Source organism: Exiguobacterium sp. SH1S1 (genome assembly GCF_004337245.1).
Lineage (GTDB): Bacteria > Bacillota > Bacilli > Exiguobacteriales > Exiguobacteriaceae > Exiguobacterium > Exiguobacterium aurantiacum_A.
In genome coordinates, this window is the sequence record NZ_SJUZ01000002.1 from 80,659 (window position 1) to 101,089 (window position 20,431).

The window sequence follows — 20,431 nt, forward strand, 5'->3', positions numbered from 1 at the left end:
GCTAGAAAAGGAAAATTTGGTACACTCATCAAAGTCGCGACGGCGGTCGCTCCGTTCGTCTACAATTATTATAAAAAGAACAAAGCAAAAAAAGCAGAAACACCTAAAAAATAATCAATGACGTCTCAGCCAAGCTGAGGCGTTTTTTTCTTGCCTTGAAACCAATTATGATATGATGATGGAACATTTTAGGGAATCGAGGCGACCAATATGCAGGCGGTATGGATACAGTCTTTACGAATTAGTTTGAAGTGGGCGTTGTTCATGGGCGGTTTGTTCCTGCTCGCCCTCGGGTCGTCGATGATGATCACAGCCGACCTCGGCGTCTCGACGTGGGACGTGCTCCATCTCGGGCTCGCCCGGCACACGCCGATCTCGGTCGGGACGATCATTCTCCTCGTCGGCCTGTTGCTCGTCTTATGCAAATACATATTGGACCGCATCCGACCCCAGTTCGGGACGCTCGTCAACGCCGTCTTCGTCGGTGTGTTCATGAACTTGATCCTTGACCACCACTTGTTGCCGACGCTCGACGGAACCGCACTCAATATCGCCTGGCTCGTTCTCGGCATCTTCGTCATTGGCATGGGCGCCGGGCTGTATGTCGCCATCGGTTACGGCGCCGGCCCGCGTGACGGACTGACGCTCGCCTTGGCCGACCGTTTCAATACATCGGTCCGCATGATGCGGACGTGGATGGAGCTTTCCGCTTGCTTGATCGGCTGGGTGCTCGGCGGTCCCGTTTTTTTCGGGACGGTGCTGTCGATTTTCTTGATCGGTCCGTTCTTCCAGTTTTGGCTCGAACAGTTCCGCCGGCTCGTCTCGGTCATCGACCGGGCGAAAGCCGATATCGCCTGAATTTAAGAGAGGAAATCGGACTCAAGGGGTCCGATTTCCTCTCTTTGCTGTTACGGGACGAGGACGATCTTACCGACCTTGCCTTGCTGTTTGAAATACGTTTGCGCCGCCCGGGCCTCTTCTAACGAGAATGTGCGGTCGACGACCGGCTTGATCTGACCGCTCGAAATCGCTTGGAGCATCGCTTTGAATTCCGCTCGTGTCCCGAGCACCGATCCATACATCGTAATGTGCTTCAAATAGAGCGTACGGAAATCGAGATCGGTCCGTTGTCCCCCGGCCGATCCGGATATGCAAAACTTACCGCCGTTCTTCAATACATCGAGCGACGTTGCGAACAACGCATCCCCGACGACGTCGAGCACGGCATCGACCGGTCCACCGTTCGCTGCTAAAATCTCGTCCGCGAGCGTCTTCGACCGATAGGAAACGACGTGGCTCGCCCCGAGCGCTTTCAGTTTCGGTGCGTCTTTCAAATCGCCGATGATGGCGATGACGTTCGCTCCGAACACGTGCGCTGCAATCTGCACGTTCAACGAGCCGACACCGCCGCTCGCACCGGTGACGACGACCGTCTCACCAGGACGGATTTGAATTTGCTCGTTCATGTGCCAAGCCGTCAACCCGCTCACCGAGAAGACGGCGCTGTCGACGAAACTGTCGAGCGGCATGTCATAACAAAGCTCGGCCGGCCAGACGACATATTCCGCATAACCGCCGTCATATTCCGAGCCGATGAACGACATGTCGGGAGCGATATGCTCCGCACCGTCAGCCCCACTCGACGTGAACGGAAACAAGACGACACGCCGGCCGATCATCCCTTCATCCACTTGATTCCCGACCCCGACAATTTCTCCGGTAATATCTGATCCTGGAATCCGTGGAAACTGGACTCCCTCCGGACGCCAGCCCGACTCCTGATCCGTCCCGTACGCCCCTTCTCGCATCCATATCTCCGTATTGTTGATGCCGCACGCCTGTACGCGGACGAGCACCTCATCGTCTTTCGGTGTCGGGACCGGGACGTCGACGACCTGTAATTGATCGACGTCACCGTATCCGATAACTTGAACTGCTTTCATCAATTCGTTTCCTCCTCACACACACACTGATGCTTGTTTATACCCATTTTACGCAAAACAGCCACCAAGACTTGAATCACTGGTGGCTGCCCGACTAGTTATAGCTGCTGCCGTCTGAGCAGCCCGGCGAAGACGCCGCCTTTGGCACTCAACTCGTCGTGCGTGCCGTCCTCGACGATGCCGTCGGCGGTGACAACGAGGATGCGGTCGGCATTCTTCACGGTCGCAAGACGGTGAGCGATGATGAGCGTCGTCCGGTCGGCCGCGAGTTCCGTAAGCGACTCTTGGATAATCGCTTCCGTCTCGGTGTCGAGGGCGGACGTCGCTTCATCTAAGATCAAGATCGGCGGGTTCTTCAAGAACATGCGGGCGATGGCGATCCGTTGTTTCTGTCCGCCCGACAGTTTCAGTCCCCGCTCTCCGATCTGTGTGTCGAGCCCGTGCTCGAGTTCGTCGACGAGCGAGTTCAAATGTGCCTTCTCGACCGCGTGCATGACTTCCGCGTCGCTCGCCTCGAGCTTGCCGTAGGCGATGTTCTCGCGGAGCGTCCCGGCGAACAAGAACACGTCCTGCTGCACGATCCCGATCTGGCGACGCAGACTCTCTTTCGTCATGTCACGGATGTCGATCCCGTCGATCGTGATGGCCCCACCCGTCACGTCATAAAAGCGTGGGATGAGTGAGCAGATCGTTGTCTTGCCGGCACCGCTCGTCCCGACGAGGGCGACCGTCGATCCGGTCGTGATGTCGAGGTCGATATGCGTCAACACTTCTCGGTAGTCCGAGTAGCCGAACGAGACGTCGTGGAAAGCGATGTTCCCTTTCAGTGAACTGACCTCGACCGCGTCCGGACGGTTCTCGATGTCCGGTGCCTCATCGATCAGTTCTGTGAACCGTTTGAAGCCGGCCATCCCTTTCGGATACATCTCGAGGAGCGCCGTGATCTTCTCGACCGGTTTGATGAGCAAGTTCATATACAAGATGAAACCGACGAGCTCACCGTATGTCAATTCGTTTTCATACGTCAAGTACGCCCCGTAGACGAGGACGAGCAATGTCATGAGCCGTGTCGTGATATAGATCCCGGCGAGCGACTTACTCATGACCCGATACGCTTCGATCTTCGAACCGCGATAGAAGTTGTTGTCTTGTTGGAACCGGTTGATCTCGAACGTCTCGTTCGTGAACGACTGGACGACACGCGCGCCAGAGACGCTATCTTCGACGCGGGCGTTCACTTCACTGATGTTGCCGTACATCTTTTGCCACGCCTTGTTCATGTTTTTATTGGCGTACGTGATCATGATGACGAGGAATGGCACGGCGATGACCGTCACGAGCGCAAGTTGCGGATTGATCGAGAACATGATCCCGAACGCGCCGAGCAATGTCATGATGGCGATGAAGAAGTCTTCCGGGCCGTGGTGTGCCACTTCGCCGATGTCGAACAAGTCGTTCGTGACCCGGCTCATCAAGTGACCGGTCTTATGGTTGTCGAAGAAGCGGAACGATTGCTTATGGATGTGCGTGAACAATTCTTCGCGCATATCGGTCTCGATATTGATCCCGAGCTTATGTCCCCAATAGTTGACGACGTACTGCATCATCATAGCGAGTATGTACAGAATAAGCAGGCCGATACTGATAATAATGATCCAGTTCCATTCGCCGCCCGGTAACAGAACGTCGATGAACCATTTCACAGCGAGCGGGAAGCCGAGCTCGAGCAGGCCGACGAGGATGGCGAACGTGAAATCAAGGATGAATAACTTCTTATGTGGACGGTAATAACTAAAAAAACGTGAGATCATTTCCTTTCCCCCTTCTAAACAAATAGTTTACGCTTTTTTGCAGGAAGTGGAAAATGGGAAGCACGTCTTTTTCAATCTTTTTTCAGACGATGTATAATGGACGTAAGGAGTGATAACAATGAACGTACAGATTACAGACCGCGCGAGAGAGCGTATCAACGCCTTAAAAGGCGACCGTGACGGACAGATGCATTTGTTTTATGAGACGGAAGGCTGCGGTTGCGGCAATAGCGGCATCTTCGAGATCCGCTACGTGACCGAGACGACGCCAGAAGACGTCGAGATCGACTCGAACGTCGGGCCAATCCTCATCAAGAACTGGACGAAAGTCTTCCTAGATGAAGACATGATCATCGACTACCGCGACGATAAACGGTCGCTCGTCTTGAAGAGCAACGGTCAAGTGTTCAACTCGAACCTGCTTGTGACCGACGGGACCGGTTGCCAGCTGAACGTGCCGAGCGCATGAAACAAGCGCTCCAGGAGCACCCGAAGTTGATGCTTTGGTTCCTCCTCAGCTTCGGCCTCGGTTTGTTCGGCATCTATCTCGCTTTCACGGACTCCGTCTATACGATGACGGCCGTGATCGCATCGCTGTTCGCGTTCGGGTTCGCGCTTCAACGGACCGCAAAGAAGATGGAACAGCAGAATGACTAAAAAGGAGGTTCGCCGCGGCGAACCTCCTTTTGTTTATCCTTGTTTCTTCTCTTTCACCGCTGTCCGGATTGACAACTCTTCGAGTTGCGCGTCCGCGACCGGGCTTGGTGCTTGCGTCAATAGACAGCTCGCCGACGCCGTTTTCGGGAAGGCGATCGTGTCACGAAGGTTCGAACGACCCGCGAGGATCATGACGAGGCGGTCGAGACCGAGCGCGATACCCGCGTGCGGCGGTGTGCCGTATTCGAAGGCCTCAAGCAAGAAGCCGAACTGGGCAACCGACTCTTCGACCGTGAAGCCGAGCAGTTTGAACATGCGCTCTTGAATGTCACGCTCATAAATCCGCTGCGATCCGCCACCGAGCTCATAGCCGTTCAAGACGAGGTCATACGCGAGCGCGCGCACGCTTGCTGGGTCCGTCTCGAGAAGATGGAGGTCGTCACGGTTTGGCATCGTGAACGGGTGGTGGTTGGCGTAGAAGCGGCCGTCTTCTTCTTCGAACGTGACGAGCGGGAAGTCCGTCACCCAAAGGAAGTTGAACTTCGACTCGTCGATGAGTCCGAGCTCATGACCGAGCTTGACACGAAGGGCGCCGAGGCTGTCGGCGACGACAGTTGGTTTTGCCGCCACGAACAAGAGAAGATCGCCCGCTTCCGCGTTCGTCGCTTCAATCAACTTCTGTGCGTACGTCTCGTCGAAGAACTTCGCGATCGGTCCGTTCAAGCCTTCAGCCGTCACTTTAAGCCAAGCGAGGCCTTTCGCGCCGTAGACGGCCGTGAACTCTTGAAGTTTGTCGATGTCTTTACGCGAGAACTTGTCGGCCTCGCCTTTGACGTTGATCGCTTTGACGTGTCCGTTCGACTCGAGCGCCATATCGAACACTTTGAAGCCTGCGCCTGTGACGGCGTCGGCGACGTCGATGAGTTCGAGACCGAAACGTGTGTCCGGCTTATCCGAACCGAAGCGACGCATCGCTTCCTCGTGCGTCATCCGCTCGAACTTGGACGGTGTGTCTGTGCGACCGAGCGTCGCTTCCATCACTTGCCCCATCATCGCTTCCATCATCGCCATCAAGTCTTCGACGTCCATGAAGCTCGTCTCGATGTCGACTTGTGTGAATTCCGGTTGACGGTCGGCCCGGAGGTCTTCGTCACGGAAACAGCGGGCGATTTGGAAGTAACGGTCGAACCCAGCGACCATGAGCAACTGTTTGAACAGCTGCGGTGATTGTGGGAGCGCGTAGAACTCGCCACCGTGGACACGGCTCGGGACGAGATAGTCACGGGCGCCTTCCGGTGTCGACTTCGTCAAGATCGGCGTCTCGACTTCGAGGAACTCTTCTTCTGTCAAGAAGTTACGGATCGTGTTCGACGCCTTCGAGCGGAGACGGAACGTCTCTTGAAGCGCCGGACGACGAAGGTCGAGGTAACGGTACTTGAGACGAAGGTCTTCTGAGACGTTTTCCGCCTCGTCACCGATTGGGATCGGCGTCATCTTCGCCGCGTTCAAGATGTTGATCTCTGAGGCGATGACTTCGATATTCCCTGTCGGCATGTTTGGGTTTTTATTTTCACGTTCGAGGACGGTCCCTTTGATGTCTAAGACGTATTCGCTGCGGATCGACTCGGCGAGCTTGTGCACGGCCTCATTTTCCGGGCGTACGACGACTTGGACGATGCCTGTGCGGTCACGAAGGTCGATGAAGATGAGTCCTCCGAGGTCGCGGCGTTTTTGGACCCAACCTTTCAATTGTACTTCTTGGCCGATCAGTGACTCTGTCACGCGGCCGTTCATATGTGTGCGTCCGATCATTGTCCTGCTCCTTCCGATAGTTCACGAATTTTGTCTGCGACGGCCGAGAGTGGCACATCGACTTGTTCTCCAGTTGCCATGACTTTGAGCGAGGCCGAGCCGCGTTCGACTTCATCGTCTCCGAGGATGACGGTGAATGCCGCATTTAAGCGGTCGGCTTGTTTGAATTGACCTTTGAACTTACGTCCGAGGTAATCGCGGTCGGCTTTGAACCCTTCCATGCGGAGGAGTTGCAACAGGCGCGTCGCGGTCGTCTCGACGTCCTTCCCGCCTTGGGCGACGACGAAGACGTCTAATCCCGTCTCGAGTTCAGGGAGCACGTTCTCATTCTCAAGCGCGAGGATGAGCCGTTCAAGCCCGATGCCGAAGCCGATACCTGGCATATCCGGACCGCCGATATCTTGGACGAGGCCGTTGTAGCGCCCACCGCCGCAAAGCGTCGTGATCGCGCCGAAACCTTCTGCTTCCGACATGATCTCAAACGCCGTGTGCGTGTAGTAATCGAGGCCACGGACGAGTGTCGGGTCGACCTCGTAGGCGACACCGAGCGCGTCCAAGTGCTCGAGCACTTTGTCGAAATACGCTTTCGACTCTTCGTTCAAAAAGTCGAGGATCGACGGTGCCGACTTCATCGCCGGGTGATCGCGATCGACTTTACAGTCGAGGACGCGGAGCGGGTTTTGGTGCAAGCGCGTCTGACAGTCCTGGCACAATTCGTCTTGGACCGGTTCGAAGTGACGGATGAGCGCTTCGCGGTGGGCGTTGCGGCTCTCCGCGTCACCGAGCGAGTTGACGACGACTTTGATTTTTTGCAGGCCGAACGACTTGTAGATCGTGTAGGCGAGGCTGATCACTTCGGCGTCGACGGCCGGGTCACTGCTGCCGATCGCCTCGACACCGTACTGGTGCAACTGGCGGAAACGGCCTTTTTGCGGACGCTCGTAACGGAACATCGGTCCCATATAGTACAGCTTTGTCGGTTGATCGGGACTGCCGAACAGTTTGTTCGTGACGAAAGCGCGAACGACCGAGGCCGTTCCTTCCGGACGGAGCGTGTACTCGTCCTTGCCTTTTTTGACGAGCGTGAACATCTCTTTTTGGACGATGTCCGTCGTTTCGCCGACGCTGCGTGTGAACAGGTCCGTCGTTTCAAAAATCGGTGTGCGAATCTCTTTATAGTTGTAGCGGGCACTAATGTCGCGTAACTTGTCTTCGACATACTGCCACGTCTCGACCGTGCCCGGGAGCAGGTCTTGTGTACCGCGTGGTGCTTTCATCAAAATTCCCTCCTTAGAATACAAAAAGGCCCTCGTCCGCAAAGGGACGAGAGCCTGTTAAAGTTTCCCGTGGTACCACCCTCGTTGCAGAGCCAAAATCGATACTCTGCCACTCGAAATCGGTTAACGCCCGATGAAACGGCTTCCCCTACTAAACGTTCAAGGAAGCACCTCCAAAGTGTCGTTCGGGTCATCATCCAGTCGATGCTTTCAGCCAAGGCATCGCTCTCTTTGCTGGTGGGGTGACCGTACTTCTCTTTATCGTAGGTGTTAGGTTATATGGTTCATGATGCCGAATTTTGGCGCCTTCTGTCAAGCGTTTTTTTCAAGCATGAGCGTGACCGGACCGTCATTGACGAGCCCGACGTCCATCATCGCCCCGAACTTTCCGGTCTCGACGACGAGTCCGTGCGTCCGCAAACGGTCGTTGAACTGTTCGTAAAGACGTTCGGCGATGTCGGGTTTCGCAGCCTGCGTGAACGCGGGACGGCGGCCTTTCGACGTATCGCCGTACAGCGTGAACTGCGACACTGACAACACTTTGCCGGCGACGTCTTGAATCGACAAGTTCATCTTCTCTTCCGCGTCTTCGAACACACGGAGCCCCGCCACTTTATCGGCGAGCCAGTTCACTTCCTGCTCGGTATCCTCATGGGTCACCCCGACGAGGAGCAGATAGCCGGCGTCGATTTGTCCGACCGTCTGTTCATCGACTTTGACAGATGCTTCCTTCACTCGTTGCAACAATACACGCACTTAAAATCTTCCTTTCGTTACGTCATCATGACTCGGCTGACCGAGTATACGTCCGAAATCTGTTTGATCCGGTCGACGACTTTTTGCAAATGGTTCACGTTCGGAATCGAGATCGTCATCGAGATGCGGGCTTGTTTGTTTTGGTCCCCACGTCCGCTGACGGCGATGATGTTCGTGTTCGTCGCTGAGACGGCTTGGAGCACGTCGTTCAACAGTCCCGACCGGTCATAACCGGTGATCTCGATATCGACGTTGTAGTTCTTCTCTTTCGCCTGGCCCGCTTCCCACTCGACGGTCAAGAGGCGTTCCGGGTGTTGCTCGTTGATGATGTTCAAGCAGTCTTTCCGGTGGATCGAGACGCCGCGACCGCGGGTGATATATCCAACGATTTCGTCGCCCGGCACCGGGTTACAGCACCGGCTCATCCGGATGAGCATATTGTCGATCCCTTTGACCGAGACGCCGGCCTCAGCCGTCTTCTTCTTCGGTGACTGGCTGACTTTTAGTTCGTTGATCGCGTCAGACAGTTCGAGTTTCGGCTCTTTCCGTTGCTTCTCCGTCAACTTGTGCGCGACTTGGGCCGCGGTGATACCGTGATAGCCGACGGCGGCGTACATCTCTTCTTCGTTCCCGAAGTTGAACTTCTCGACGACGATGCTGATCGACTGGTCATCGATGACTTCTTTCGGTTCGAAGCCGAGCTTCTTGATCTCGACGTCGACGAGTTCTTTGCCTTTCTCGACGTTCTCTTCACGTTGTTGGCGCTTGAACCATTGGCGGATCTTATTCTTCGCCTGACTCGAGACGGCGAGTTTGAGCCAGTCCTTGCTCGGTCCATAACTATGTTTCGACGTGATGATCTCAATGATGTCACCCGTCTCAAGTTTATGGTCGAGCGGCACCATGCGTCCGTTCACTTTCGCACCGGTCATCCGATGACCGATCTCGGTATGGATGCGGTACGCATAGTCGATTGGAACCGAGCCTTTCGGCAACTCGAACACGTCACCTTTTGGCGTGAAGACGTACAACATGTCGCTGAAGAAGTCGACTTTGAGCGACTCCATGAACTCTTCGGCGTCGGTCGTATCTTTTTGCAACTCTAAAATTTCACGAAGATGGGCGATCTTTTCATCGAACCCGTTCGTCGCGACATTTTTGCCTTCTTTATAAGCCCAGTGCGCGGCAATCCCGAACTCGGCGATGAAGTGCATGTCCTTCGTCCGGATCTGCACCTCGAGCGGCTCACCCTTCGGTCCGATCACCGTCGTGTGAAGCGATTGATACATGTTCGGTTTCGGCATGGCGATATAGTCCTTGAAACGACCCGGCATCGGCTTGTACTGCGTATGAATGATCCCGAGGACAGCGTAGCAATCACGGATCGAATCAACGATGATCCGGACCGCCATCAAGTCGTAAATTTCATTGAACTCTTTATTATGCTTCACGATCTTATTGTAAATCGAGTATATATGTTTCGGTCGACCGTTGACATCGGCTTCGATACTCACTTCATCGAGCACGGCGTTCACTTCGGTGATGACCGATGAGACGAGCGCTTCACGCTCTGTCCGTTTCTGTTTCATCATCGAGACGATCTTATAGTATTGCTGCGGGTTGATATAGCGTAACGAAATATCTTCGAGCTCCCACTTGATCGTCGAGATCCCCATCCGGTGCGCGAGCGGCGCAAAGATTTCAAGCGTCTCCTCGGCTTTTTGGACTTGCTTCTCTTTCGGCATATGCTGCAACGTCCGCATGTTGTGCAAGCGGTCGGCGAGTTTGATCAAGATGACGCGCACGTCTTCAGCCATCGCGATGATCATCTTACGGTGATTCTCCGCGAGTTCTTCTTTCTTCGACTTATACTTGATCTTCCCAAGCTTCGTCACACCATCGACAAGCATGGCGACTTCAACCCCAAATTCGTCAGTTAGTTCTTTGAGCGTGACATCCGTGTCCTCGACAACGTCGTGCAACAAGGCACCGACAATCGTCGTCGCATCTAAGCCGATGTCGACGAGAATACCGGCCACTTGCACCGGGTGCAGGATGTAGGGTTCACCTGAACGTCTGAACTGACCGGTATGATGAAGTTTTGCGTATTCGTAAGCGCGTTTCACTTCGGCAACATCATGCTCATCCATATACTTCCCGAGCGCGTCGAGAAGATCCTCAATACTTACGATTTGTTTTTTGGTCATAACATTCGACACCCTTTTTCTTACCGCTCCCAACGTCTCGGATTCGTCGCAGCATGGTAGTAGTTTGCGTACAAGTTGTTCTATTTTTTATTACCATTATCAAAAAAATCTGACGAACTGTCAAAGGTTGTAGGTTGTTTTCCTCAAAAACTATTCAAAAAACGGGAAGCATGAGCTTCCCGTTTCCTCAGTCTTCGTAGCGGATGAGTGAGAACACGTCGTATCCTTCGAGACGTTCGCGTCCACCGAGGCCGTCGAGTTCAATCAAGAACCCGATTCCAGCAACGACACCACCGAGTTGTTCGATCATTTTGATCGTCGCTTCGATTGTGCCACCCGTCGCCAGTAAATCGTCGAGGATGACGACTTGCTGACCTGGCTTGATTGAATCTTTGTGCATCGTCAAAATGTCCGTGCCGTATTCAAGACCGTACGATACGCGAACCGTTTCGCGCGGTAACTTGCCTTCTTTACGTACCGGGACGAAGCCGAGTTCGAGGGCGTAAGCCGCCGGGCATCCGACGACGAATCCGCGTGCTTCTGGTCCGGCGATGAGTTCAGCGCCACGTTCCTGCGCGTAGACGATCAATTCGTCGACCGCTTTCTTATAGGCAGGTCCGTCTTGCATGAGCGACGTGATGTCTTTAAAGCTGATGCCTTCTTTCGGGTAATCCGCTACTTCTTTAATATGCTGTTTGAAATCCATTTTATGTGTAAGCCTCCTGCATCTTGTTCGATCGCAATGATTGTAACCGCTCTTTCAGCTCTGCCAACGACGCATAGACGAAACGTTCTTCGAGTTGTTCTCGTCCGACGCGACGTTTGTAACAAGGCGCTTCGGTCAAATCACGTTTCGGTGCTTCTGGATTCACTCCAGGCAGTCCGTCTTCCATTGTAACAAGAAATTCGAGTTCAGAGAATACTTGATGCATAAATTGAATCGTATTTTTTGTCCATTTTCGTTCAATTGACAAACGAATCAAGTTTTCACGCAGGTGTTTCCGTTCGCACGTGGCCATATGGACGTAATACGTTCGGAAATCTTCCCGGCTCGGCAATTTCTCGAAAAACGAATTTCCCGCTTGGCCGAACGCGCAATAGACGCGCTCGACGTCTTCGTTGAGCAGGTCGGACAGCGCCGTCTCGTCGTCCGGTAAATCGAGCAAGACGACGAACCGTTTGACCGGCGTTTTAAAATCGTGGAGTGAAAACTCGTTCGACTCGCCTCTGAACGACACGTACGATGTCGCGTCACTCGGAAGCTGTCTCAATTCATCAATCGAGTTTTTCTTGCCTCGATAATCGAACACTTGGAACCCATCGACACGGATGTCTTGAATCATGAGTTGCGGCTTGCGCATCCCGTTCCATTCGTTCACTTGGAGACTCCCCATGACCGAAACGAGTGCCATCTTCGAGATTTCCGAGACGACGTGACCGAACCCGAAGCCGATGCCGTCGAGTTCGCGCTTGTCTCCAGCAAGTTGGACTTTAAGGTGCGTGTTGTCGCGCCCGATTTGACGAATATCGCGCAGTTTCGCGTCCGCGACGACGACCCGCGGTGACGGGTTGCCCATCCCAAACGGGGCGAGCTTGCCAATCTCCGCGATCAAGTCGAGCGATACGTCGCTGACGTCGAGCTTCAAATCGACGTTCACGCGGGCGACGAACGTCTCGTCCGGAATCGATTCCGCTTGCTCGTTCAAGCGTCGTCTCAGCTCCGCCACATTCTCTGACATGAGCGTCATCCCGGCCGCTGCCGGGTGTCCCCCGAAGTGCGGGAGAATATCTTCGTTTTTAGAAAGCTCTTTAAATAAGTCAAAACCATCAATCGAGCGGCCCGAACCCTTTGCTTTCCCCGTCTTCGGATCGTGGCAGAGCAGGATGACCGGTCGATAGTACGCCTCGACGAGACGTGAGGCGACGATTCCGACGACGCCCGGATTCCAGCGCTCGCTCGCGACGACGAGGACACGGTCGTCTGTCATCGATGCTTCGACGAGTTCAGTCGCTTCTTTTGCGATCGTCTTGACGATGTCTTGACGCTCTTTGTTTTGTTTATCGAGTTGATTCGCTAAGACGAGTGCTTCTTCGACACTTTCGGCGAGCAGCATCTGGAGGGCTGGCATCGCCGAGTCAAGTCGTCCGGCCGCATTGATGCGGGGACCGAACGCGAACCCGACCGACTCTTCGTTGAGCATGCTGTCCGTCAAGGCACACACTTCGCGCAGCGCTAAAATCCCGGGCCGCTTCGATTCATCGAGCGCCTTGAGACCCAGCTTCGCGAGCAGACGGTTTTCTCCGTCGAGCGGGACGAGATCGGCGATCGTCCCGAGGACAGCCAAGTCGAGCAGCTCGTCAGGCATCCGCCCGAGCACGGCGTGTGCCACTTTAAGGGCGACTCCGGCTCCGGCGAGCTTGTCGTATGGATACGACGGATCGATGTGTGGATGAATGATCGCAAACGCGTCAGGTAGCGTCGCTTTCGGCTCGTGGTGGTCGGTGATGATCAAGTCGACGTTCAGTTCTTTCAACAGCGCCGCTTCTTCGATCCCCGAGATCCCGCAGTCGACCGTGATGACGAGCGTGAACCCTTCACTTGCCGCCCAACTGAACGCTTCTTTGTTCGGCCCGTAGCCTTCCGTGAACCGGTTCGGGATATAGCACTCGGCCATGACCCCGATCTCAGTCAACGCATGCCACATGACGGCCGAGGCACTGACCCCATCGACGTCGTAATCTCCGTAGATGAGCACCATCTCGCCTTCGTCAGCCGCTCGCTTCAAGCGTTCGACGACTTTCGGCATCTGCTCGAACAAGTTCGGGTCGTGGAACTCGAGTTCGTCCTCGATCTGGAGGAACGCCTTCGCTGCGTCAGGCTCTCGATGGCCCCGTTGCGTGAGCAACGTCGCGAGTTGTTCTGATATATTTAGTTCTGTCTGTAGTTGTTCGATCGCGGCCGCATCCGTCTCCGGATACACCCACCGTTTCTTTGCATGATACATATCCTTCACTCCAATCAACTGTTGATTATATCAGAACGGGGACGTGTTTTGCCGTCTTGACATATGAAAAAGGTCCTCCGAACGAATCGGAAGACCTTGTCATCACGCCTCAGGGGCGGGTGTGGCTTGTTTCTTTTTATTGATTGTTAATTTTTTGAGCATGAGCCAGAGGTATGACGCGATGAAGATCGATGAATACATCCCCATGACAAGTCCGATGAGAAGCGCGACCGCGAAGCCGCGAATCGACTCGGCTCCGAAGATGTACAAAGCGAGCGCCGTCACGAGTACGGTGATGACCGTGTTGACCGAACGGACGATCGTCTCTTGAATCGACGTGTTGACGATGTCGCGGTAGACGTCCATCGACTTGATCTTCCGCTCTTTTTCATACGCTTGAATATTCTCGCGCACCCGGTCGAACGTGACGATCGTATCGTTGACCGAGTACCCGATGATCGTCAAGATCGCGGCGACGAAGTACAAGTTGACTTCAATCCCAAAAATCGAGAATGCGACGATCATGAAGAACGCATCGTGCAACATCGCGACGACGGTCGCGACCGCATACGAGAATTGGAACCGGAACGTGATGTAGAGAATGATCCCGAGCGACGCAAGGGCGACCGCATAGACGGCGTTACGGGCGATGTCGCGACCGACTTCGGCTGATACGGTACTAATATTCGGATCACTTCCAAACGTTTCCGTGAATACAGTCTTAACTGAAGCGACTTCATCCTGGCCGAGCTGACCGACGAACGTCACGTTCGCGAGCGACCCGCCATCGGCGTATTGAATCGAAGAAATCGACTCGTTGACGCCTGCTTCTGTAAAGGCGGCTTCAAGTTCTTGTTGTGACACTTGTGTCTCCGTCTGCACTTCGACACGCGTCCCTGACGCGAAGTCGATTCCAAGGTTTAACCCTCGGAAGAATAAAATACCGAGACCGATGATAACGACGGCACACGAGATGATGAACAGCGTGCGCATATGTTTCACATAGTTTAATTCAGTGAGCTTAAAGTTCACGGATTTCACTCTCCTTCACACCAAACCAACCTTTACGTTTGTCGAACAAGCGACTAGCGACGAGGAGGTGCATCAAATAACGTGAGATGAAGACGTTCGAGATGAACGTCATCGCAATTGAGATCATGAGCATGATGGCGAACCCTCGAACCGAGCTTGTCCCGAAGTAGAACAACACAGCGGCTGAGATGAGCGTCGTCAAGTTGGCATCGATGATCGTACTGAGCGAACGGCGGTTACCGGCGCGGAACGCCGACAGTACCGACTTGCCTGAACGAAGCTCGTCTTTAATCCGCTCGGCCGTGATGATGTTCGCGTCAACTGCCATCCCGACCCCGAGGACGAGAGCGGCAATCCCTGGCAGCGTCAAGACGGCGTTGATACCATTGAAGAACAACATGATCAAATTGATATACAAGACGAGCGTGATGATCGAGACGAGTCCAGGTAAACGATAGAAGAACAACATGAACAAGAAGACAGCTGCAATCCCGATGAGCGAAGCGAAGACGGTCTTATCGAGCGCGTCTTGTCCGAACTGGGCTGATACTGACGTCGAGTAAATCTCCTCAAGCTTGACTGGAAGCGCACCGGCGTTCAAAATGTCGGCTAAGCGTTGTCCGCTTTCAGCATCGATATCGCCGCCCGAAATGATCGCTTTGTCAGATAGAATTGGTCCGTTGACCGAAGCATCTGAGACGATTTTCGAGTTTTCCTTTTGAATCTCTTCTTCATATGAATCGCCTTCTTCAAAGTCTAACCAGATGACGAGACGGTTTTCTGGGGCCGGACGCTCTGCGATTTGCGACGTCACTTCGCCGAACTGATCGGCTGACTGAAGCGTCAACTCGACGACCGGGTTCCCTTGTTGGTCATAACTGATAGCAGCGCCTCGCGGTGCGAGGTCTTTCCCATCAAGGAGGACGTTATCATCGATGTCACGGAACGTGAGCTGGGCCGTCGATGACAGCACTTCCCGCGCATCGTTCTGGTTCGATACGCCCGCGAGTTGGACGCGGATGCGATTCTCGTCTTCAATCCGGATATCCGGTTCAGAGACACCCAAGACGTTGACACGGTTGTTGATAGCGCGAACGGTTGCATTCATCGCCGATTGGTCGATGACATCACCATCTTCGAGTGGCTGGACTTCGTACAGCACTTCAAACCCGCCTTTTAAGTCGAGTCCAAGGTTCGTGTTCTTGACGACCCATGGCGTCGTGAACACGGCGAGCAAGATCGTTGCGATCATGATGACCGCAAAAATCGCGATATTCCCTTTTTTGTACATACGGCTATTTCCTTTCTAGATACGTGTTCTATATAAAACTTCTCCCGTTAACATTACAAATATTCTAAACATTTATCAATCGTTTTCCTAAAATTGTAACATCAACCTCGAGATTTTCTGGCTTTTTTGCCCGAACGACTAAAAGTTGCATTAGGGCAAAACTTGCGTTATGCTATGATTATCGAAAATATATTACGTTTGCAAAGGAGTCCTCTACAATGGATAGTACAATTATTTTCGCCTTTTTGTTGACACTATTCGCTGGGCTCGCGACCGGGATCGGAAGCATGATTGCCTTCTTCGCGAAGCGGACGAACACAGCCTTTCTGTCAATCTCGCTCGGCTTCTCGGCTGGGGTCATGATTTACGTCTCGTTCATTGAAATCTTCCCGAAAGCGCTTGTCGAACTCGTCGGTGCCCACGGGGAAAAGGCCGGCACAATTTATACCGTGCTCGCATTTTTTGGAGGGATGCTCTTGATCGCGTTAATCGATAAGTTGATCCCTTCCCCTGAAAACCCGCATGAAGTCAAGTTCGTCGAGACGATGCAAAACGACCCATCGTCTCAAGAACTGGCCACGACCGCAACTAAGGATGAGCCCGCTCCGCTAAATCAGGAGACGAAGCAACGGCTTCACAAAATGGGTCTGTTCATGGCGCTCGCCATCACGATTCATAACTTCCCTGAAGGACTGGCCACATTCATCTCCGCGCTCGATGATCCGGCCGTCGGTATCGCCATCGCGATTGCCATCGCCTTGCACAATATTCCGGAAGGGATTGCCGTGTCGGTGCCGATTTACTACGCGACCGGCTCACGGAAGAAAGCGTTAAAACTCTCGTTCCTGTCAGGTCTAGCGGAACCGGTCGGTGCCATCGTCGGCTTCTTGATTTTGATGCCATTCCTAAACGATACGATCTTCGGTTTGTTGTTCGCAGCCGTCGGCGGAATCATGGTATTCATCTCGCTCGACGAACTGTTACCGGCCGCCCGTGAATACGGCCGGGCCCATCACTCGATTTACGGCATGGTCGCCGGAATGATGGTCATGGCAGCGAGCCTCGTCCTTTTAATGTGACTGTATTTAAAAACGTCCTCTCGACACAAGTCGGGGGGACGTTTTTGTCGTTCATGTTGTTTTGAACAAATGGACGAGATCTTTCAACTCGACCGACATATGGCTCATCGTCTCGGCGATGCCATTGATTTCTTGAATCGCGGCGAGCTGTTCTTCCACGTTCGCCCCCGCTTCTTCGACACTGCGTTGCGTCGAGACCGCGTTCGTCGACATGTCCTCGACCGAGACCGCGACTTCGGTCGTATTCGCACTGACTTCCTCTGTCGCTGCGGCAATTTCACCCATCTGACGCGATGTCTCTTGAATGACCGACACGATTTCACGGAACGCCCCGGCGACTTCACCCATTTGGGCGACGCCGTTCGTCACATGCCCGCTCGTCACGTCAAACGCCGCCTCAACTTGTTTCGTGTCCCGTTGGATATCGACGACGACCGCTTGAATCTTCTTAGCCGATTGTTTCGACTCTTCGGCGAGTTTTCGGACTTCGGCGGCGACGACCGCGAACCCTTTCCCGTGCTCGCCGGCCCGCGCTGCCTCGATGGCGGCGTTCAAAGCGAGCAAGTTCGTCTGTTCGGTGATGGCCGTGATCGACCGGGTGATCTTTTCAATCTCAAGCGATTGGTTCGAAAGACGTTCGACCATCTGTTGGGTCAGATCGTTGGCCCGTTGAATCTCTTGCATCTGACTCTCGGCCAACTGAATCGTCTCAAGTCCGCCGCTCGCAGCCTCAAGTGTATGAATCGTCTGTTCATTCACACCTTGTGAGGCGGCAGCGATTTGATTCAAGCCGGTGACGGCCTGATTGACGCCAGACGTCCCTTCCTCGGCGCGCTTGGCCGACACTTGGGCCGCGATATTCATGTCTTCGAACAGTCCAGCCACGCCTTGGGTCGTCGTCGCGACGTGGTCCGTGCTCGCGTATAGCTCTTCCGAATACGCCGTCACTTTATCCGAGGCCGCGCCGACCTGGCGGATCAACCCGACGAGGTTGTGTTTCATCTCGTTAAAGGCCGTCACGAGATCACCGAGCTCATCATTCGATTCGACGGCGATGTCCTCCCCGGTCAAGTCCCCTTCCGCGACGACTCGTGCTTCACGGACGAGACGGTTGATCGGTGTTAAGAACAGTTTCTGGAGCGCATAGAGCGACAACAGCCCGATGGCGACACCGATGATACTGATGATGATCATCCAGACGATCGAGGTGCCGGCGTTTGCTTGTACCGCCGCCGTCTCATCGTCTAGCATCTCCGCTTGATGGGCGACGAGATCGGTGACCGTCATCCGGACCCGATCGGTCGTCGGGGTCACGCTCGTGTTGAGTACCGTCTTGTATCCGATCTCATCTTGTTGTTGGAGCAGCTCGATGGCACGTGCCATCTCGGTATCGAGCAGTTGATTGAACTTCTCTAGATCCCCGAGCCAGCTGAGCACTTTGTCGTCAGATGAAGACTTTTTAAGTGCATCCATCAATTCGTCGCGCTTTTGTTGCGACGCTTCTAAACTGATTAACGTCTTCGGGTTCGAGACGAGTAAATAATAATTCAAGTAGCGCTCGGCATCCGTGACGGTCAACGCCAAATCTTCGGCGATCAACATGTCACGGAGACCTTCGTTCAACACCCGATCGTATTCGGCAGTGGCATTTTTTAATTGATAAGAACCGAGCGCACCGACGAGGAGCAAGGCAATGATTGTCGGCACGAGCGCGATCGCCATCTTCCGTCGCATCGATGAACGACCTTTCGTTCGTTTGATCGACGAACGTCCTTTCAGTCGTTTGACGCGAGCCCAACCTTGCCATTTTTTAATCGGTTGTAATAATCGTTTAACGTCCATGTCCGTTTCCTCATTTCCAATTTCTTCTCAACTTGACATTAATGCAAACGTTTTCACTAATCAATTTGATTTTTGGAAATGAGGTCGATGATTCGAGGGATTGATGAAGTTTGACAAAAAGCAGACACTTACCCTATGATACAAATCGTAACTATTACTATTTAAGAGGTGGAAGCATGACTGATCTGTCAACACGGGTATTAATCATCGGCGCCGGCGTTCACGGTATGACCCTCGCTGTATCTTATTTAGAACAAGGCGGTGCGTTAGAAGAGCTTCTGCTAATTGACGCTCACGATCAACTACTCAAGAACTGGAAGTCCCAAACCGCTCATATTGAAATGTCACATTTGCGCTCGACGCGCGTCCATCATATATCGTCTAATCCATACGCGTTGAAACAGTTCGCGGCGGCGAACGACTATGGCTCTTATCATTTCAAGGATACGTTCGGCCGACCGTCATTAGCGTTGTTCAACGATCACTGTGATCAAGTGATTGCGGACTTTAATCTTCGTTCTCGTTTTTTAGGCAATCAACCCGTCTCCTCGATTAAACGGTCCGGCAACGTCTACGAAGTGACGACATCGACTCGACGGATTACCGCCGAGACGGTCATCGTTTCGACCGGTCAATCGAGCTCGATGCATCTACCGGGCTTTGCGGACATCCCGACATGCCGACACGTCTTTTCAGCTAACAATCAGCCGGAACAATCGAACGTTACCGTCGTCGGCGGCGGGATCACGGCGTTACATTATACGGTATCGCGTCATAGTAAAGGCCATGACGTCACGCTCGTCACGAAGCGCCCGCTCGAGGTGAGTCAGTTCGACGCCGACCGCAGTTTCATGGGTCCAAAGGGGTTACGCGCTTTTCATCAGTTGGAAGAAAATTGGATTGAGAAACGTGACTTCGTCAAGCAAGAACGAAAGCCTGGGACGTCCCCGAACGACCTCGTCTTGAAAGTGAAGCGGCTCGTGCAACTTGGTGAAATTCGACACATCATTGGAGAAGCGGTCCGTGACGGTGACCAGTTATTCGTCGACGGGATTGCGTTGCCGTCTGACGAGATCGTCTGCTGCACGGGGATCCGCCCGCTCCATCCGAAAGAGACGTTTTTACGGCCGCTCATGGAGCAGCTCGACTTACCGCTCACCCCATGCGGCACACCGGTACTCGACGCCTCACTCGCTTGGACGGACAACTTCTACATGACTGGCGCTTACGCCGACTTGATCGTCGGCCCGTTCGCTCGCGCCATTTACGGCGGGCAAGAAGGGGCTCGTCGTATCATTCCTCGCCTATTACCCGCACGAAAAAACGCCTGACCATATACTGGTCAGGCGTCATTTGCTTACTCAGCGAATGAAGAGTTTCCTTTTTTCGTCACTTCAGCAATCGCACTGCGATTGAACTTGAGAAGTGCTTGGTCGCATTTCAATGTGACTTCTGTGTCTTCGATCTGATGGACGACACCGTGAAGGCCGCCAATCGTCACGACATGATCGCCACGCTCAAGCGCATTTTGCATCGTTTGTACTTGCTTTTGTCGCTTCGTCTGTGGACGGATCAACAAGAAGTAGAACACGACGAAAATAAGGATCATCGGTAATAGTGCTACGAGAGTTTCCATTTGTAGAATTCACCCTTTCCTTCAATATCAGGTTCATTATACCGTGAAACCGATTCGTTGTCACATAATCGCTGTTAGAAGAA

17 protein-coding genes and 1 other annotated feature are annotated in these 20,431 nt (G+C 53.6%); of the genes, 5 read left to right on the forward strand and 12 right to left on the reverse strand.

Going from position 1 to position 20,431, the window contains the following annotated elements; all coding sequences use genetic code 11:
- Window positions 1–210: 210 nt before the first annotated feature.
- Window positions 211–858 carry a YczE/YyaS/YitT family protein gene (locus EVJ23_RS06810; RefSeq protein ID WP_070327662.1) on the forward strand — a complete coding sequence of 216 codons (648 nt, stop codon included), beginning with the start codon at window positions 211–213 and terminating at the stop codon, window positions 856–858.
- A gap of 50 nt (window positions 859–908) precedes the next feature.
- On the opposite strand, the gene EVJ23_RS06815 is transcribed toward EVJ23_RS06810, so the two are convergent.
- On the reverse strand, window positions 909–1,943 hold the full coding sequence (locus EVJ23_RS06815) for a zinc-binding dehydrogenase (protein ID WP_131465441.1): 1,035 nt from the start codon (window positions 1,941–1,943) through the stop codon (window positions 909–911).
- 98 nt (window positions 1,944–2,041) lie between these two features.
- Window positions 2,042–3,754 carry an ABC transporter ATP-binding protein gene (locus tag EVJ23_RS06820; protein WP_131465443.1) on the reverse strand — a complete coding sequence of 571 codons (1,713 nt, stop codon included), beginning with the start codon at window positions 3,752–3,754 and terminating at the stop codon, window positions 2,042–2,044.
- A 118-nt stretch (window positions 3,755–3,872) separates the two neighbouring features.
- Between EVJ23_RS06820 and EVJ23_RS06825 the strand changes: the two genes are divergently transcribed.
- Together EVJ23_RS06825 and EVJ23_RS06830 are read left to right on the forward strand one after the other, a co-directional pair.
- On the forward strand, window positions 3,873–4,223 hold the full coding sequence (locus tag EVJ23_RS06825) for an iron-sulfur cluster biosynthesis family protein (protein WP_131465445.1): 351 nt from the start codon (window positions 3,873–3,875) through the stop codon (window positions 4,221–4,223).
- Complete coding sequence (locus tag EVJ23_RS06830; RefSeq protein WP_131465447.1) at window positions 4,196–4,411, forward strand: hypothetical protein; 216 nt, start codon at window positions 4,196–4,198, stop codon at window positions 4,409–4,411. Before EVJ23_RS06825 ends, EVJ23_RS06830 begins: the two co-directional genes overlap by 28 nt.
- A gap of 33 nt (window positions 4,412–4,444) precedes the next feature.
- Here EVJ23_RS06830 and aspS read toward each other — a convergent pair whose 3' ends face one another.
- From aspS to secD, 8 genes are all read right to left on the reverse strand, one after another.
- The gene (gene aspS, locus EVJ23_RS06835; RefSeq protein WP_131465449.1) at window positions 4,445–6,223 is read right to left on the reverse strand and encodes an aspartate--tRNA ligase; all 1,779 of its coding nucleotides are present in this window, start codon (window positions 6,221–6,223) and stop codon (window positions 4,445–4,447) included.
- Window positions 6,220–7,500: a histidine--tRNA ligase gene (gene hisS, locus EVJ23_RS06840; protein WP_131465451.1), complete on the reverse strand. Its 1,281-nt coding sequence runs from the start codon at window positions 7,498–7,500 to the stop codon at window positions 6,220–6,222. Before hisS ends, aspS begins: the two co-directional genes overlap by 4 nt.
- Window positions 7,501–7,539: 39 nt before the next feature.
- Window positions 7,540–7,774 (reverse strand) — a binding site (T-box leader).
- A 38-nt stretch (window positions 7,775–7,812) separates the two neighbouring features.
- On the reverse strand, window positions 7,813–8,256 hold the full coding sequence (gene dtd / locus EVJ23_RS06845; RefSeq protein ID WP_070327669.1) for a D-aminoacyl-tRNA deacylase: 444 nt from the start codon (window positions 8,254–8,256) through the stop codon (window positions 7,813–7,815).
- Between the two features lie 17 nt (window positions 8,257–8,273).
- The gene (locus EVJ23_RS06850; protein ID WP_070327670.1) at window positions 8,274–10,463 is read right to left on the reverse strand and encodes a RelA/SpoT family protein; all 2,190 of its coding nucleotides are present in this window, start codon (window positions 10,461–10,463) and stop codon (window positions 8,274–8,276) included.
- A 187-nt stretch (window positions 10,464–10,650) separates the two neighbouring features.
- A complete protein-coding gene (locus EVJ23_RS06855; RefSeq protein ID WP_016508814.1) occupies window positions 10,651–11,169 on the reverse strand; it encodes an adenine phosphoribosyltransferase in 519 nt (172 codons plus the stop codon).
- Between the two features lies 1 nt (window position 11,170).
- The gene (gene recJ / locus EVJ23_RS06860; protein WP_131465453.1) at window positions 11,171–13,468 is read right to left on the reverse strand and encodes a single-stranded-DNA-specific exonuclease RecJ; all 2,298 of its coding nucleotides are present in this window, start codon (window positions 13,466–13,468) and stop codon (window positions 11,171–11,173) included.
- A gap of 102 nt (window positions 13,469–13,570) precedes the next feature.
- Window positions 13,571–14,500, reverse strand: coding sequence for a protein translocase subunit SecF (gene secF, locus EVJ23_RS06865; protein ID WP_131465455.1), 930 nt, complete (start codon window positions 14,498–14,500; stop codon window positions 13,571–13,573).
- Window positions 14,490–15,791, reverse strand: coding sequence for a protein translocase subunit SecD (gene secD, locus EVJ23_RS06870; protein ID WP_131465457.1), 1,302 nt, complete (start codon window positions 15,789–15,791; stop codon window positions 14,490–14,492). Before secD ends, secF begins: the two co-directional genes overlap by 11 nt.
- 218 nt (window positions 15,792–16,009) lie before the next feature.
- Between secD and zupT the strand changes: the two genes are divergently transcribed.
- Window positions 16,010–16,870: a zinc transporter ZupT gene (gene zupT, locus EVJ23_RS06875; protein ID WP_131457361.1), complete on the forward strand. Its 861-nt coding sequence runs from the start codon at window positions 16,010–16,012 to the stop codon at window positions 16,868–16,870.
- Between the two features lie 51 nt (window positions 16,871–16,921).
- Here zupT and EVJ23_RS06880 read toward each other — a convergent pair whose 3' ends face one another.
- Window positions 16,922–18,712 carry a methyl-accepting chemotaxis protein gene (locus EVJ23_RS06880; RefSeq protein ID WP_131465459.1) on the reverse strand — a complete coding sequence of 597 codons (1,791 nt, stop codon included), beginning with the start codon at window positions 18,710–18,712 and terminating at the stop codon, window positions 16,922–16,924.
- Between the two features lie 176 nt (window positions 18,713–18,888).
- Between EVJ23_RS06880 and EVJ23_RS06885 the strand changes: the two genes are divergently transcribed.
- Complete coding sequence (locus EVJ23_RS06885) at window positions 18,889–20,043, forward strand: FAD-dependent oxidoreductase (RefSeq protein WP_131465461.1); 1,155 nt, start codon at window positions 18,889–18,891, stop codon at window positions 20,041–20,043.
- 26 nt (window positions 20,044–20,069) lie between these two features.
- Here the strand turns inward: EVJ23_RS06885 and yajC are convergent, their stop codons facing one another.
- Window positions 20,070–20,348 carry a preprotein translocase subunit YajC gene (yajC, locus tag EVJ23_RS06890; protein ID WP_070327676.1) on the reverse strand — a complete coding sequence of 93 codons (279 nt, stop codon included), beginning with the start codon at window positions 20,346–20,348 and terminating at the stop codon, window positions 20,070–20,072.
- Window positions 20,349–20,431: the final 83 nt, after the last annotated feature.

Coding starts and splice junctions, on each gene's coding strand:
- EVJ23_RS06850 (WP_070327670.1), bottom strand. CDS start 10,463: ATGACCAAAAAACAAATCGTAAGTATTGAGGATCTTCTCGACGCGCTC.
- yajC (WP_070327676.1), bottom strand. CDS start 20,348: ATGGAAACTCTCGTAGCACTATTACCGATGATCCTTATTTTCGTCGTG.
- recJ (WP_131465453.1), bottom strand. CDS start 13,468: ATGTATCATGCAAAGAAACGGTGGGTGTATCCGGAGACGGATGCGGCC.
- EVJ23_RS06810 (WP_070327662.1), top strand. CDS start 211: ATGCAGGCGGTATGGATACAGTCTTTACGAATTAGTTTGAAGTGGGCG.
- EVJ23_RS06815 (WP_131465441.1), bottom strand. CDS start 1,943: ATGAAAGCAGTTCAAGTTATCGGATACGGTGACGTCGATCAATTACAG.
- secD (WP_131465457.1), bottom strand. CDS start 15,791: ATGTACAAAAAAGGGAATATCGCGATTTTTGCGGTCATCATGATCGCA.
- EVJ23_RS06825 (WP_131465445.1), top strand. CDS start 3,873: ATGAACGTACAGATTACAGACCGCGCGAGAGAGCGTATCAACGCCTTA.
- aspS (WP_131465449.1), bottom strand. CDS start 6,223: ATGATCGGACGCACACATATGAACGGCCGCGTGACAGAGTCACTGATC.
- EVJ23_RS06885 (WP_131465461.1), top strand. CDS start 18,889: ATGACTGATCTGTCAACACGGGTATTAATCATCGGCGCCGGCGTTCAC.
- EVJ23_RS06855 (WP_016508814.1), bottom strand. CDS start 11,169: ATGGATTTCAAACAGCATATTAAAGAAGTAGCGGATTACCCGAAAGAA.
- hisS (WP_131465451.1), bottom strand. CDS start 7,500: ATGAAAGCACCACGCGGTACACAAGACCTGCTCCCGGGCACGGTCGAG.
- EVJ23_RS06820 (WP_131465443.1), bottom strand. CDS start 3,754: ATGATCTCACGTTTTTTTAGTTATTACCGTCCACATAAGAAGTTATTC.
- zupT (WP_131457361.1), top strand. CDS start 16,010: ATGGATAGTACAATTATTTTCGCCTTTTTGTTGACACTATTCGCTGGG.
- EVJ23_RS06880 (WP_131465459.1), bottom strand. CDS start 18,712: ATGGACGTTAAACGATTATTACAACCGATTAAAAAATGGCAAGGTTGG.